Genomic DNA, 14,361 nt, shown 5'->3' on the forward strand with positions numbered 1-14,361 from the left:
GCCCCCTTTCACCGGGCCCGGCCTGCGCGGCTTTCGCGCCCCGCAAAGGCCGCGTTTATCCCTGTTCTTTCAGGAACAGCGCGTCCACAAAGCCCTGCGGGTCAAAGGGCATCAGGTCGTCAATGCCCTCGCCCACCCCGACAAACCGCACCGGCAGGCCCAGCCTTGCTTTGATCGAGATGACCGAGCCGCCCTTGGCCGTGCCGTCCAGCTTGGTGAGGATGATGCCGGTGGCGCTGGCCGCGTCGATAAACTGCGCCGCCTGCTGGATGGCGTTCTGCCCGGTGACGGCGTCCAGCACCAGCAGCGTCTCCACATCCCCCTCGGCCCCGGCCTTGGCCGCCACCCGGGAGATCTTGGACAGCTCGTCCATCAGGCTTTTTTTATTGTGCAGCCGCCCGGCGGTGTCGCAGATCACCAGATCGCAGCCGCGGGCGATGGCGGAGGACACGGCGTCGTAGATCACCGACGCCGGGTCGGAACCCTCGTCGTGCCGCACCAGCGGCACCCCCGCCCGCTGCGCCCAGACGCCCAGCTGCTCCGCCGCCGCCGCCCGGAAAGTGTCCCCCGCCGCCAGCAGCACCTTTTTGCCCTGCGCCGCGTACAGCTGCGCCAGCTTGCCGATGGAGGTGGTCTTGCCCACACCGTTGACGCCGATGACCAGGATTACCGCGGGCTTTCCCTGCGGGTCAAAGGGGCGTTCCGCCGTCAGCATCTCCACCAGCAGCTCTTTCAGCGCCGCCAGGGCCTCGGCCCCTGTCTTGAGGCGGTCTCTTTTCACCCGCTCTCTCAGCTGGTCCACCAGCTCTTCCGCCACCTGCGCGCCGGTGTCGGCCAGGATCAGCTGCTCCAACAGTTCCTCATAGGTCTCCTCGTCGATGCGGTCCGCGTTTTCCAGCTCGCCGATGGAGCCGAAGATCGCGTCGCGGGTCTTGGCCAGCCCGCGTCCCAGTTTTTCAAAAAAGCCCATATCTGCACCTCATAAAAAGTTGATCCCGCGCCCTCTGCGGCGGGGTCGTGTCCGCACAGCCTGTCCCTGGACGCTCACGAGATCAGCTTCGCGTCCACCTCGTTGACATCCAGCTTCAGCAGCTTGGAGACCCCGTCCTCCTGCATCGTCACGCCGTAGAGGACGTCAGCCTCCTCCATGGTGCCGCGGCGGTGGGTGATGACGATGAACTGAGTGTGGGCGGTGATGCGCCGCAGGTAGCTGGCGTACCGCACCACGTTGACGTCGTCCAGCGCGGCCTCGATCTCGTCCAGGATGCAGAAAGGCGCGGGGTTGACCGCCAGGATGGCGAAATAGATGGCGATGGCCACCAGCGCCTGCTCGCCGCCCGAGAGGGCCGACAGGTTTTTGATGATCTTGCCCGGCGGCGACACCGAGATATCGATGCCGCTCTCCAGCACATTGTCCTCGTCGGAAAGGGAGAGCCGGGCGCTGCCGCCGCCGAACAGCTCGGCAAAAATGCGGCTGAAATGGGCGTTGATCTGCTCAAAGCTCTTTGAAAAAAGTTCTTTCATCTCGCCTGAGAGCTCGGCGATCAGCTTTGTCAGCTCCGCCTTGCTCTTTTCCACATCCGCCACCTGGCTGCGCATGAATTCATACCGCTCGCGCACCTCGGCGTACTCCTCGATGGCGCCCACGTTCACATTGCCCAAAGCGCGGATCTGCCCGCGCACCTCCGCCACACCGCGGCGCAGCTCGGTGACGCTTTCAAACGGCACGCTGAGGGCCGCCGCGTCGCTGAGGGTGAGCTCATACTCCTCCCACAGCTTGGCGGTGGTGGCGTCGTACTCCGTCTCCAGCGCCGTGCGCCGCTCGTCCAGGCGGGTGATCTCGCGCGAGAGCTCCTCCCGCTGCGCGGTGAGCTCGCGCATACGGGCGTTCTGCCGGGTGATGGAGCCCTCCTTTTCCAGCCGCCGGTCGGTGGCAGCGCGGATGGCCTCCTCGCCGGCCGCGATACGGGCGGCGGCGTCCCGCTTGCGCTCCTCCACCGCCGCGATGCGCTCTTCGTTCTCGCGGATAGAGGCCTCCAGCCGGGCGATGGAAGCGCGCAGGCCCTCCACCCGCTGGGCGGATTCCCCGCTGCGCCCCTCCAGCGAGGCGATGGCGGCGCGGGCGCTCTCGGAATCCTTTTCCAGCGCCAGCCGCGCCAGCTTGCACTCGGAGATCTCGTCCGAAAGCCGCGCCCGCGTCTCAAGGAAGCTGTCGTCCCCGTCCGCAAGGCCGGTGAGCTCCGCTTCCAGAGCGGAGATCTCCTGCGCCACGCGTGCGCTTTCGGCCTCGCTCTGTGCAATGGTGTCCCGGGCGGCGGCCATCCTCTGTTCCAGTTCCTCCCGCTCCGCGTCCATCAGTTCGGCGGCGGCGAGCCCCTGGGTGAGGGCGGTCTCGATGCGGCTCTGCTCCGCCTCGGCGCGGATCTTGTCCCCCGCTGCGGTGATGGCCTCGCTCTCGGTGGCCGCCAGTTCCGCGGCCAGCTTCTCCTGTTCCGCTTTGGCCCCATCCAGCGCCTCCAGCCGCTTGCGCCGCTGGGCGGAAAGCTCCTCCACCCTGCGGTTCAGCTCTTCGATCTCGGTGCGCCGGGTGAACAGCCCCGCCGAGCGGGAGGCCGAGCCGCCGGTAAACGAACCGCCGGCGTTGACCACCTGGCCGTCCATCGTGACCACGCGGTAGCGGTAGTCCAGGCTTTTGGCGGCCCGGCCCGCGTCGTTGATATTCTCCACCACCAAAATGCGTCCCAGCAGGTTGGAGACGATGTTGGCGTATTTTGCGTCCGCCTGCACCAGATCGGCGGCAAGGGATGCCCCGGCGGGCAGGCGGCCCCGGTCAAAGCCGGAGGGGCGCACGGTGTCCAGCGGCAGAAAGGTCGCCCGCCCGGCGCGGTCGTCCCGCAGCAGGGCGATGGCGGCCTTGGCCGCATTCTCGTCCTGCACCACGATGTTCTGGGCCGCAAAGCCCAGGGCGGTCTCAATGGCAAGTTCGTACCCCGGCTGCACGGTGAGGACCGAGGAGACCGGGCCGATCACCCCCCGCAGGCGGCGGGCCTGCGCCGCCTTGACGACATGCCGGACGCTCTGGTTGTAGCCGTCCATGCTCTTTTCCAGATCTTTGAGGATGCGGATGCGCTCCATCGCGGCCTCGCATTGGCTCTGGGCCCGGCGCGCCTCCTCTGCGGCCGTGTCCAGCGCTTTCTGGCGGGAAGCCAGCTTCAGGGAAAGGCCCTCCTTGATATTGCCCAGCCTGGTCAGATCCGCGCTGCAGCGCGCCAGGTAATCGGCATTTTCCGCCTGCTCCTGCCGCAGCTGCTGCAGCCGTCCCTCCCCCGAGGCGGCCTCGTCCTGCAGCGAGGAAAGCCGCGCCCCGGCGCTTTCAGCGGCGCTGTCGGCACCCGCCGCGGCCACTTTCAGGTCGGTGGCGCGCTGGGTCAGGCCGGCCAGCCGCTCGGTGAGCACGCCGCGCCGCTCGCCGGTGGCCTCGGCGCTGGCGGACAGCTCGTCCAGCATCGCCGACAACTCGGCGATGCGCGCTTCCTGTCCGCGGATCCTGCCCGCGTTTTCTTCGATCGCAGCCCGCTTTGCCGCGATCTCGTCCGCCACGGTGGCGTCGTCCTCCCCCGCCGCGGCGATCTCGTCCCGCAGGCTGGCGATGGAGGCCTCGCTGTGGGAGATGTCGTTGCGCAGCACCGCGATGGAGGCGTCGGAGCCGGCGATCTCCTCGGTGATGCTGCGGATCTCCGCGTTGGTGCGCTCGATCTCCATGATCAGCTGCTCGATCTCGGTGCGGATCTCCTCGGTCTCGGCGTCCACCCCGTCGATCTCGGCGCTGGCGCGGTCGTAATCGCCCTGGGCGGCTTCCCGCGCCCGCTGGGCCTCCCGCACGCTGTCCTTTGCCTTGCGCAGCGTGTCCGCCCAGAGGGTGACTTCCAGCGACTTTCTGCGTTCCGACAATTCCAGAAATTTTTTCGCCTTTTCACTGTCCCGCTCCAGCGGGCCCACCCGGGCGGTCAGTTCATCCAGAATGTCCCGCAGCCGCACCAGATTGTCCTCGGCCCCGGCCAGCTTGCGCTCCGCCTCGTTTTTGCGGTAGCGGTACTTGGCGATGCCGGACGCCTCTTCAAAGATCTCCCGCCGCTCGCCCGACTTGGCGCCCACGATCTCGGCGATGCGGCCCTGGCCGATGATGGAATAGCCGTCCCGGCCGATGCCGGTGTCCAAAAACAGCTCGTAGATGTCCTTAAGGCGCACATTCTGGCCGTTGATGCCGTACTCGCTCTCGCCGCTGCGGTAATACTTGCGGGTAATGACCACCTCGTCCTTTTCCACGTCCAGCCGGTGGGCGGAGTTGTCGATGTACAGCGATACCGACGCAAAGCCCATGGGGCTGCGGGTCTGGGTGCCGCCAAAAATGACGTCCTCCATTTTGCCCGCGCCGCGCAGCTGTTTGGAAGAGGTCTCGCCCAGCACCCAGCGGATGGCGTCCGAGATATTGCTCTTGCCGCTGCCGTTGGGCCCCACCACGGCGGTGATGCCGCCCTCAAACGTGATGCGGGTGCGGTCGGGGAAAGATTTGAACCCCTGTATCTCAAGTGCTTTCAAAAACACGGTTTCGTCTCACATCTCTTTCTGGAAAAGTTGCCGCCGCTCACAGCGCCCTCAGCCCGATCTGCCGCCCGCTGAGGGCGGGTTCCTCCCGCACTGCCAGCTCGTAGCCCCGCTCGCTGAAATAGCGCAGATTTTCTCTCCGCTGCCCCGCGGCGGCGCTGTGCCCGCCCGGCGGGACGCTGAGCAGATATCTCCCGGCGGGCAGACCGCGCAGCGCGGCCTCTGCCGCCTGCCGGTAGAGCCGCGCCTCGCACAGCTGGCGAAAAGCCGGATGATACGGCCCGGCGACCAGGTTTTGCCGCAGGGGGCCGTCGTCCTGCAGGCCCACGCGGATGACCCGGACGCCTTTGCGCTCAAACAGCTCGATCAGCGGCGCGGTGGCCTCCACGGCCTGCTCCACCGTCAGCGGGCGATAGCTGCCCTGCCGGGCCAGCTCCGCCAGCGGCGTGCCCCGCAGCACCAGCGTGGGGTAAATGCGCACCGTGTCCGGGCCCAGGTTTGCCAGCGCAATGGCGGTGTCCCTTGCCGCGCGGGCCGGGTCGTACTCGCCGAACAGGCCCACCATCATCTGCAGCCCCAGCGAAAAGCCGCTGTTTTTCACCAGCTGGGCTGCGAACCGGGTCTGCAACGAGGTGTGTCCGCGGCCGTTGAGCCGCAGCACCGTGTCGTTCATGCTCTGCGCCCCCAGCTCCACCGCGGTCACGCCGTAACGGCGCAGCTCGGCGAGCACGGCGGCGTCCACCGCGTCGGGCCGGGTGGAGACCCGGATGCCCGCGGCGCGCCCCGCCTCCACAAAAGGGGCGGCCGCCGCCAGCAGGGCGCGCCGATAACCGGCGTCCACAGCGGTAAAGCTGCCGCCGAAAAAAGCGATCTCCACCCCGCAGCCCTCCCCCGCGGGGGGCAGCAGGGCCGCGCAGCTCTCAGCGACCTGTGCGGGGGACGGCCCCGCCGCCGCGCCGGAAATGGAGTTCTGGTCGCAGAAACTGCAGCGGTGCGGGCAGCCCGCATGCGGTATAAAAAAGGGCAGATTGCGGTGGCGGGCCCTCACAGCCGCCCGCCGTCCTCGCCAAACAGCTTCAGCGCCTCTCTGGCGGCCTGCTGCTCGGCCAGCTTTTTGCTGTGGCCCTCGCCCCGCCCGATGACGTTGGAGTTCAGGTGCACCTCCACCACAAAGCTCTTGTTGTGGTCCGGGCCGGACTCGTCCACCACCACATAGCGCAGCCGCTCTTCCGGGTTTTGCTGGATGATCTCCTGCAGGCGGGTCTTGTAATCCTCCGGCACCGCCTGCTCATCCCGCACCAGGGGCAGGATGAACGCGCGGGCCGCCTCCAGCCCGCCGTCCAGATACAGCGCCGCCAGCACCGCCTCAAAGGCGTCGGCCAAAATGGAGGGCCGGGTGCGGCCGCCGCTGTTCTCCTCGCCTTTGCCCAGGCGCAGATATTGCCCCAGGCCGATCTTCTTTGCAAATTCATAGCAGCTGGTCTCGCAGACCAGCGCCGCGCGGATGCGGGTGAGCTCCCCCTCCGGCAGATGCCGGTGCGAGATGAAGAGCTCTTCGCTTACCACGATGGAGAGCACCGAGTCGCCGAGAAACTCCAGCCTCTCGTTATACTCGGTGCCGCGCCGCTGCTCGTTGGCAAAGCTGGAGTGGGTGACCGCTGCGGACAGCAGCTTGATATTGCTGAACTGATGGCCGAGCGCCCGCTCAAGCCCCTGTAGATTTTCCATGGAACCGCCCCTTTCTTTGCCCGGGAAAAGCGCCTTTTCGGCGCCGCCGGGGCGGCCCCGCCCCGGCCCGAAACGCCTGTTTTACCGCCTGATGTTCTCGCGGATCGCCTCCACCATGCCGTTTTCACAGCAGAGCTTCGCCTGGCGCACCGCATTTTTGACCGCCTTGGCATTGGAGGAGCCGTGGGCCTTGATGACCACCCGGCTGATGCCCAGCAAAGGCGCGCCGCCGTGCTCGTCGGCGTCCAGCTTGGCCTTGAACTCACGCACGCCGTTTTTCATCAGCAGCGCCGCCAACATGGTGCCGGCATTTTTTTTGAACATCGCTTTCAGCTCCCCGGTGAAAAAGCGGGCCAGCCCCTCGGTCAGCTTGAGGATGACGTTGCCGGTGAAGCCGTCGCAGACCACCACGTCCACCGCGCCGTCGGGCACCTCCCGCGGCTCCACATTGCCTGCAAACCGGATGGCGGGATTCTGCTTCATCAGCTGGTGGGCTTCCACATAAACGGGCGTGCCCTTGCTCTCCTCCGCCCCGTTGTTGACCAGGGCCACCTTCGGCTCCCTGCGGCCCATCACCTTTTCCATGTACACGCTGCCCATGGTGGCAAAACAGTCCAGCATTTCGGCCGGGCACTCCACATTCGCGCCCGAGTCCAGCAGCAGATAGGGCTGCAGCCGGCCGGGGATGACGGTGCCGATGGCCGCCCGCTTGACGCCGGGCAGCCGCTTGGCGATCAGGGTCGCGCCCGTGAGCAGCGCCCCGGTGGAGCCGGCGCTGACCAGCGCGTCGCCCTCCCCCGCGGCCAGCAGCCGCAGCGCCACCACCATCGACGAATCCTTTTTGTGCCGCACCGCCGAGGTGGGGTCGTCGCACATCTCGATGGTCTGCGAGGCGTGCTTCACGGTGATGCCCGTCATCTCGATGCCGTTTTCCGCTGCGCAGGCGGCGATCTTCTCCTCGTCGCCCACGGCGATGATCTCCACGCCCAGCTCTTTTACCGCCGCGGCCGCGCCCAGCAGCATCTCTTTCGGGGCGTTGTCGCCTCCCATGGCGTCCAAAATGATCTTCATGCTTCCATCCTCCCCTGTTGTGCGGCCGGATCGCTTTGCCGCGTCCATCCGCTTTTGTTTTTCCTTTTTCAGCGGGCCGGCAGCGCGCCCTGGCTGCGCAGGGCCTGCTCCATTGCCGCGAGCGCCCGCTCGGCCAGCTTCTGGTAGCGCAGGCGCTTGTCCTTTACGCGCTCGGGCAGGGGCGGCAGCAGGCCCATGTTGCTGCCCATGGGCTGGTAATCCGCAGTCTCGGCCGTCACATGGGCCATCAGCGCGCCGCACATGGTCTCGGGCGGCAGCGCCAGCGGCGGCAGCCCACGCAGCCTGCGCAGCACCTGATGGGCGGCCAGCAGGCCGCAGGCGGCGCTTTCCATATAGCCCTCCACGCCGGTGATCTGCCCGGCAAAGTAAAGGCCGGGCTGCCCTTTCAGCGACAGATCCGGCCCCAGCACCTGGGGCGCGTTGAGAAAGCTGTTGCGGTGCATCACGCCATAGCGCACGAACTCCGCCTGTTCCAGGCCCGGGATCATCGAAAAGACCCGCTTCTGTTCGCCGAATTTCAGGTTGGTCTGAAAACCGACCAGATTGTAGCGGCTGTTCTCGCGGTCCTCGCTGCGCAGCTGTACGTTCGCCCAGGGCCGGTGGCCGGTGGCGGGGTCCACAAGGCCCACCGGCCGCAGCGGGCCGTAGCGCAGGGTGTCCGCGCCGCGCCGCGCCATGATCTCCACCGGCATGCAGCCCTCGTAAACGTTCACCCGGTCCGCGTCGTGCAGCTCGGCGCGCTCCGCGTTCACCAGTTCGGCGTAAAACGCCTCGTAACCCGCTTTGTCGAACGGGCAGTTCAGATAGTCGTCGCTGCCCCGGCCGTAGCGGGAGGCGGCAAAGACCTTGGACCGGTCGATGCTCGCAGCGGTGACGATGGGCGCCGCCGCGTCGAAAAAAGACAGGCTGTCCCGGCCTGTTTTTTCGCGGATGGCCTCTGCCAGCGCCCCCTCGGTGAGCGGGCCGGTCGCGACAATGACCGGCAGCGCATCCTCAAAGTCCAGGCTGGCGACCTCTTCCCGCCGCACCGTGATGTTGGGGTGGTTTTCCACCATGCCGGTGACCGTCTCGCTGAAGAGGTCCCTGTCCACCGCCAGCGCGCCGCCGGCAGCCACCCGGGCTGTCTGGGCGGCGTCCAGCAGGCGGCTGCCCAAAAGGCGCATCTCCGCTTTCAGCAGGCCGCTGGCTGAATCCAGCCGGTCGGCCTTGAGCGAGTTGGAACAGACCAGCTCGGCAAAGCCCTCCTTTTTGTGCGCGGGTGAAAAGCGCAGGGGCTTTTGCTCATACAGCAGGACCGGGACCCCCGCGCCGGCCAGCAGCAGCGCCGCCTCGCAGCCGGCGAGGCCCGCCCCCACCACCCGCACCGCGGGCGTCAAGGCTTGAGCGGCTTTCGAAAGCCGCAGCCCTCTGCCAGGCAGACCAGTTCGCCGCTTTTGCCGCCGTGCTTGAACAGGGTCTTGCCGCACTCGGGGCACTTCTCGTCGGTGGGTTCATCCCAGCTCATAAACCCGCAGGCGGGATTTTTTTCACAGCCGTAATAGATGCGTCCCTTTTTGGACTTGCGCACCAGAATGCGGCTGCCGCAGAGCGGGCATTCGCCCGGCGCGGCCTGCACCAGCCGCCGGGTGTTCTTGCACTCGGGAAAGCCCGGGCAGGCCAGAAATTTGCCGTAACGGCCGGTCTTGATGACCATCTTGCGGCCGCACAGCTCGCAGACCTCGTCGGTCTCCTCGTCGGGGACCTTGATCTTTTTGCCCTCCAGGTCCTGTTCCGCCTTTTTCAGCGTCTTGTCAAACGCGGTGTAAAAATCATCCACCGTTTTGACCCATTCCGCCCGGCCGGCCTCCACCTTATCCAGGTTTTTCTCCATCTGGGCCGAAAATTTGACGTCCACGATGTTCGAAAACTCATCCATCATCAGCTCGTTCACCGTCAGCCCCAGCAGGGTGGGCTTGAGCTTTTTCGCCTCCCGCTCCACATAGCCGCGGTCAATGATGGTGGTGATGATGGGCGCATAGGTGGAGGGGCGGCCGATGCCGTTTTCCTCCAGCGCCTTGATGAGGGTCGCCTCGGTGTAGAGCGAGGGCGGCTGGGTGAACTTCTGCTCCGCCGCCAGGTCTTTCAGCTTCAGGGTCATGCCCTCCTCCAGGGGGGGCAGGGCGGTCTCCTTTTTTTCCTTTTCGTCGGTGGCCTCCTCGTAGAGCGCCGTAAAGCCGTCGAAAGCCACGGTATAGCCGCTGGCTTTGAACAGATAATCCCCGGCCGCCACCTCCACGTTCATGGTGTCGTGGATGGCGTCCGCCATCTGGCTGGCGGTAAAGCGGCTCCAGATCAGCCGGTAGAGCTTGGCGGTGTCGCCGCTGATGCTTTTTTCCACCTCGTCCGGCGTGAGGGCCGGGTTAGAGGGGCGGATCGCCTCGTGGGCGTCCTGCGCGGCGGTGGCGTTTTTGCTCTTGTAGGTGCGCTTTGCCTTGTTGACGTACCTGTCGCCCCAGCGCTCGCTGATGAACGCTTTCGCCCCGGCCACCGCCTCGTCGGACAGGCGCAGGCTGTCGGTGCGCATGTAGGTGATCAGGCCGGTAGTGCCCACCCCGGCGATATCCACGCCCTCATACAGCGTCTGGGCCGCCCGCATGGTGCGGGTGGCTGTGAAGCCCAGCCTGCGGCTGGCCTCCTGCTGCAGGGTGGAGGTGATGAACGGGGGCGCTGGCACCTTTTTGCGGGTTCCCTTTGTGATCTTGGAGACCCTGTAATCCCTGCCCTCCAGCGCCGCGAGGATGCGGTCCGCCTGCTCCTTGTCGGTGACGGCGATCTTCTCCCCCTCTGCGGTGGAGGCCAGCCGCGCGGTGAACTTTTTGGCGCTGCCGGGCGCCGAGAGGGTGGCGTCCAGGTTCCAGTACTCCTCGGGGACAAAGGCGTCGATCTCCTTTTGGCGGTCGACGATCAGCCGCACGGCCACCGACTGCACCCGGCCCGCCGAGAGGCCCCGGCGCACCTTGCGCCAGAGGAACGGCGACAGCTTGTAGCCCACCAGGCGGTCCAGCACCCGGCGCGCCTGCTGGGCATTCACCAGGTCCAGATCGATGCTGCGCGGATGGGCCATGCCCTCGGTGACCCCCTTTTTGGTGATCTCGCCGAAAGTCACCCTGTCCGGGGCTTCCACGTCCAGGCCCAGCAGATGGGCCAGATGCCAGCTGATGGCTTCGCCCTCCCGGTCCGGGTCGGTCGCAAGAAGCACGCCCTCGCTCTGCTTTGCAGCGCTCTTGAGCTCTTTGATGAGCTTTTCCTTGCCCTTGATGTTGATGTACTGGGGGTTGTAGTCCCGCTCCACGTCGATGCCGAGCTGGCTTGCCGGCAGGTCCCGGATATGGCCCATGGAGGCCATCACCTCATACCCGTCGCCCAGATATTTGCGGATCGTCTTCGCTTTCGCGGGGGACTCCACAATGACCAATTTAGACATATTGCACCTCGTTGTCGGTTCGGATATCGTCAGCGCCGCCGGGACGCCTTTTTTTTCGGCGCGCCCGCGGCGCGGGATCGTCTCTAGTATTTACCGCCCGCCGCCGGATCACACACCGGCGGCAGGCGCCGCCCTCACTGCCCGCGCACAAACTGCCGCCCGGCCAGCTGCCGCGACAGGCCGGCCAGTTCCAGCTCCGTCAGGGCCGCCATGGCCGCGGCGGGGGCAAGCCCGCTGGCCGCGCACAGCTCTGCCAGGCCCTGCGGCCGGGCGGAAAGCGCGGCGTTGAGTGCCGCGGCCGCGGGGCTGAGCCCGGCCTCCGCCTCCGCGCCGTGCTCTTCTAACGCGCGCTCCGCTGCCGCGGCGTCCCCGCCCAGGCCGTACTCCTCCAGCACGTCACGGGCGGAGAGCACCGGCTTTGCGCCCTGCTGCAGCAGCCAGTTGGTGCCCTCGCTGAGCGGGCTGAAAATGCTGCCGGGCACCGCGAAAACGTCCCTGCCGCCGTCCAGCGCATAGCGCACCGTGCTCATGGTGCCGCTGCGGCGGCGCGCCTCGGTGACCACCAGCCCGCGGGAGAGCCCCGCGATGATGCGGTTGCGCAGCAAAAAGTAATGTCCCTGCCCCGCCGTGCCGATGGGATACTCGCTGACCACGGCGCCGTTTTTCGCGATCAGCTCCCGCAGCGTGGCGTTGCGGGCGGGATAGGTGCGGTCGACGGCGGTGCCCAGCACCGCGACGGTGGGCGTGCCCGCGGCGACGGCCGCCTTGTGGGCCTCGCTGTCCAGACCGTCGGCCAGACCCGACACCAGCAGCGCGCCCGCCTCCGCAAGGCCCTTGCCCAGAAAGCGCGCCGCCTCCATGCCGTAAGCCGAGGGCCGCCGGGTGCCCACCATGCCCACAAGCAGGCCCTCGCTCAAAAAGCGGGCCTCGCCCTGCAGATAGAGCACGGCGGGGGGATCATCGATCTCCCGCAGCCGGGCCGGGTACTCCTCATCGCCGTAGCACAGCACCCGGTAACCGGCCCGCAGGTGGAGGCCCAGCCGTTCCTGAAACCCCTCTGCGCGGGAGGACGCCAGCGCCCGCTGCTGGCCGGGCGTGACCAGCCCCTCGCGCAGCAGCTGGGCGCGGTGCGCATAGACGCCCGCCGCGTCCCCATAGGCCGACAGCAGGGGCTGCAGCGCTCTGGGGGCGAACCCCAGCCCGGAGGCAAGCCACAGCCAGGGCAGCCGCTCATCCATCGCGCCTGCCCCCAAGCTCCCACATGAGCACCGAGGCCGCCACGGCGGCGTTGAGGGATTCCATCGCCCGGATGGGGATCCTGACCACCGCACTGCAGGCGGCGATCACCTCGGCGGACAGGCCGTTGCCCTCGTTGCCCACCGCCAGCGCCAGCCCGCCGCCGCTGCGGCGGATCTCCCGCAGGTCCTGCGCGCCGCGCAGGGCGGCGGCAAGCGTCTGCGCGCCCTGCGCCCCCAGCCGCCGCAGCTCGCCCGCCAGGTCCGCCGTCTCAAAGACCGGCAGCTTGAACACCGCGCCCATCGAGGCCCGCAGCACCTTTTGCCCAAAGGGATCGGCACAGCCGGGCGTCAGGATGGCGCCGGAAAAGCCGAACGCCGCGGCGCTGCGCAGCACCGCGCCCACGTTGGCGGGGTCCTGCACATCCTCCAGCGCGATATAGCGCCCCGCCGGGTCGGCTTCCGCCAGCCCAAACTCCGGCATTCTGCACACGGCAAAGACTCCCTGCGGCGTTTTCTGGCCGGACAGCTTTTCCGCCACCGGCTCGCTGATGCGCAGCTGCTCGCAGGGCAGTTCCAGCAGCTGCGGCCACCGCTTTTCGGCCTTATAGGTATAATATACTGTTTCCATAGCCAGGCCGGAGCCGGCCGCGTCGAGGCACAGCTTTACGCCCTCTGCGACAAAGCGGTTCTCCGCCCTGCAGAAGGCTGGCTTTTGCATCAGCTTTGCGGTGTATTTCACCCGCTCATTGTCCCGGCTGGTGATCTCACCCGTCGTTTTCCTCACCCGGCCTTTCCGGTCCGTCCCGATTTTTGCACCTGGGAATAAAACAAAGGGACGCCCGCGCGCGGTCGCGTACGGGCGTTGTTTGCAAACTTATTTTGCAGTCTTTGCAGTCTCCACCAGCTTCGCGAAGGACGCCGAGTCGTTGATCGCCATCTCGGAGAGCATCTTGCGGTTCAGGTCGATACCGGCTTTTTTCAGGCCGTTCATAAAGGTGGAGTAATTGGTGCCCTGGGCGCGGCAGGCCGCGTTGATGCGGGCGATCCACAGGCGGCGGAAATCGCGCTTTTTCGCCTTGCGGCCGACAAACGCATAGTTGCCGCTTTTCATGACCTGCTGTTTGGCCATTTTAAAATGCTTGGATTTGCTGCCCCAGTAGCCCTTGGCCAGCTTCAGTGTTTTCTTTCTTCTCTTGCGGGTCATCATAGCGCCCTTGATACGAGCCATAATTTATTTCTCCTTTATTTCACGAATGGTGGCGGGCGGGCACCGCCGCGCCCCGGTTTGATTTTTCGGGCTGCGAAGTGCGCCTTTTACGCGTAGGGCAGCATCTTTTTGACGGTCGCCTCATTGGCCTCCGAGACATAGCCCGGCTTGCGCAGGCCGCGCATCCGCTTTGTGGTCTTTTTGGTCAGGATGTGGCTGCGGAACGCCTTGCCGCGCTTGACCTTGCCGTTTTTTGTGAGGGCGAAACGCTTTTTCGCACCGGAGTGGGTTTTCATCTTGGGCATTTTATTTTTCCTCCTTGTTTTGGACCTTTTCCTTGGGGAGCGGAGCAAGGAACATCTGCATGCTGCGTCCCTCCAGCTTGGGCTGTTTTTCAATCGTGGCGAACTCGGACATGACCTGGGCAAAGCGTTTCATCACCTCGTAGCCCAGGTTGGTGTGCGCCATCTCGCGGCCGCGGAACCGGATCGAGGCCTTGACCTTGTCGCCCTCTTTCAGAAAGCGCTTGGCGTGGTTGACCTTTGTGTTGAAGTCGTTGGTGTCGATGTTGAGAGACAGCCGGATCTCTTTGATGTCGACGATCCGCTGGTTTTTGCGCGCTTCCTTTTCCTTCTTCTGCTGTTCGAAGCGGAATTTGCCGTAATCCATGATCCGGCAGACGGGCGGCGTCGCTGTGGGCGCGATCTTGACAAGGTCGAGATTTTTTTCAGCCGCCAGGCGCAGCGCGTCCCGGGAAGACATGATGCCCAGCTGCTCGCTGTCACTGCCGACCACGCGTACCTCTCTGTCACGAATCTGCTCGTTCAACTCAAGTTCTCTCTTGCCGCTAATTGTAAAACACCTCCAAATAAACTAGTATCGATGTGGTTCTCTCTGTCAGCGGACCGCCCGGGGGCCGCCCGTTTTTCAGCCGCCGCGCAGCGGGGCCGCAAAACAAAAAAAGCGGAGGCGCGCCGCCCCCACTCTCACATACGCACAGACAGGCCCATGGCCTGAAAAACGTCTGT

At 66.1% G+C, this 14,361-nt stretch carries 12 protein-coding genes; all 12 read right to left on the reverse strand.

Features of this window, described 5'->3' with window-relative positions; all coding sequences use genetic code 11:
* Positions 1 to 55: 55 nt before the first annotated feature.
* Positions 56 to 970 (reverse strand): signal recognition particle-docking protein FtsY, encoded by a 915-nt coding sequence (ftsY, locus tag H8S23_RS02500; protein WP_186886727.1) that lies wholly within the window; start codon positions 968 to 970, stop codon positions 56 to 58.
* 74 nt (positions 971 to 1,044) lie between these two features.
* A complete protein-coding gene (smc, locus tag H8S23_RS02505; protein ID WP_186886728.1) occupies positions 1,045 to 4,605 on the reverse strand; it encodes a chromosome segregation protein SMC in 3,561 nt (1,186 codons plus the stop codon).
* A 40-nt stretch (positions 4,606 to 4,645) separates the two neighbouring features.
* Positions 4,646 to 5,653 carry a radical SAM protein gene (locus H8S23_RS02510; protein ID WP_186886729.1) on the reverse strand — a complete coding sequence of 336 codons (1,008 nt, stop codon included), beginning with the start codon at positions 5,651 to 5,653 and terminating at the stop codon, positions 4,646 to 4,648.
* Positions 5,650 to 6,333, reverse strand: coding sequence for a ribonuclease III (rnc, locus tag H8S23_RS02515; RefSeq protein ID WP_186886730.1), 684 nt, complete (start codon positions 6,331 to 6,333; stop codon positions 5,650 to 5,652). The genes H8S23_RS02510 and rnc overlap by 4 nt, the downstream gene beginning before the upstream one ends.
* An 81-nt stretch (positions 6,334 to 6,414) precedes the next feature.
* Entirely contained in the window at positions 6,415 to 7,404 is a 990-nt protein-coding gene (gene plsX / locus H8S23_RS02520) for a phosphate acyltransferase PlsX (protein WP_186886731.1), read from the reverse strand.
* A gap of 68 nt (positions 7,405 to 7,472) precedes the next feature.
* A complete protein-coding gene (gene trmFO, locus H8S23_RS02525) occupies positions 7,473 to 8,801 on the reverse strand; it encodes a methylenetetrahydrofolate--tRNA-(uracil(54)-C(5))-methyltransferase (FADH(2)-oxidizing) TrmFO (protein ID WP_186886732.1) in 1,329 nt (442 codons plus the stop codon).
* Positions 8,798 to 10,888, reverse strand: a complete 2,091-nt coding sequence (gene topA, locus H8S23_RS02530) for a type I DNA topoisomerase (protein WP_186886733.1) — start codon at positions 10,886 to 10,888, stop codon at positions 8,798 to 8,800. Before topA ends, trmFO begins: the two co-directional genes overlap by 4 nt.
* 134 nt (positions 10,889 to 11,022) lie before the next feature.
* Positions 11,023 to 12,126: a DNA-processing protein DprA gene (gene dprA / locus H8S23_RS02535; RefSeq protein ID WP_186886734.1), complete on the reverse strand. Its 1,104-nt coding sequence runs from the start codon at positions 12,124 to 12,126 to the stop codon at positions 11,023 to 11,025.
* Positions 12,119 to 12,910 carry a TrmH family RNA methyltransferase gene (locus tag H8S23_RS02540; protein ID WP_341479876.1) on the reverse strand — a complete coding sequence of 264 codons (792 nt, stop codon included), beginning with the start codon at positions 12,908 to 12,910 and terminating at the stop codon, positions 12,119 to 12,121. The genes dprA and H8S23_RS02540 overlap by 8 nt, the downstream gene beginning before the upstream one ends.
* A 90-nt stretch (positions 12,911 to 13,000) precedes the next feature.
* Positions 13,001 to 13,354: a 50S ribosomal protein L20 gene (rplT, locus tag H8S23_RS02545; protein WP_186886735.1), complete on the reverse strand. Its 354-nt coding sequence runs from the start codon at positions 13,352 to 13,354 to the stop codon at positions 13,001 to 13,003.
* Between the two features lie 86 nt (positions 13,355 to 13,440).
* Positions 13,441 to 13,638 carry a 50S ribosomal protein L35 gene (rpmI, locus tag H8S23_RS02550; protein ID WP_186886736.1) on the reverse strand — a complete coding sequence of 66 codons (198 nt, stop codon included), beginning with the start codon at positions 13,636 to 13,638 and terminating at the stop codon, positions 13,441 to 13,443.
* A 1-nt stretch (position 13,639) separates the two neighbouring features.
* A complete protein-coding gene (gene infC, locus H8S23_RS02555; RefSeq protein ID WP_207721061.1) occupies positions 13,640 to 14,161 on the reverse strand; it encodes a translation initiation factor IF-3 in 522 nt (173 codons plus the stop codon).
* Between the last annotated feature and the right edge of the window lie 200 nt (positions 14,162 to 14,361).

It is taken from the genome of Anaerofilum hominis (genome assembly GCF_014287275.1).
Classification (GTDB): domain Bacteria; phylum Bacillota; class Clostridia; order Oscillospirales; family Ruminococcaceae; genus Pygmaiobacter; species Pygmaiobacter hominis.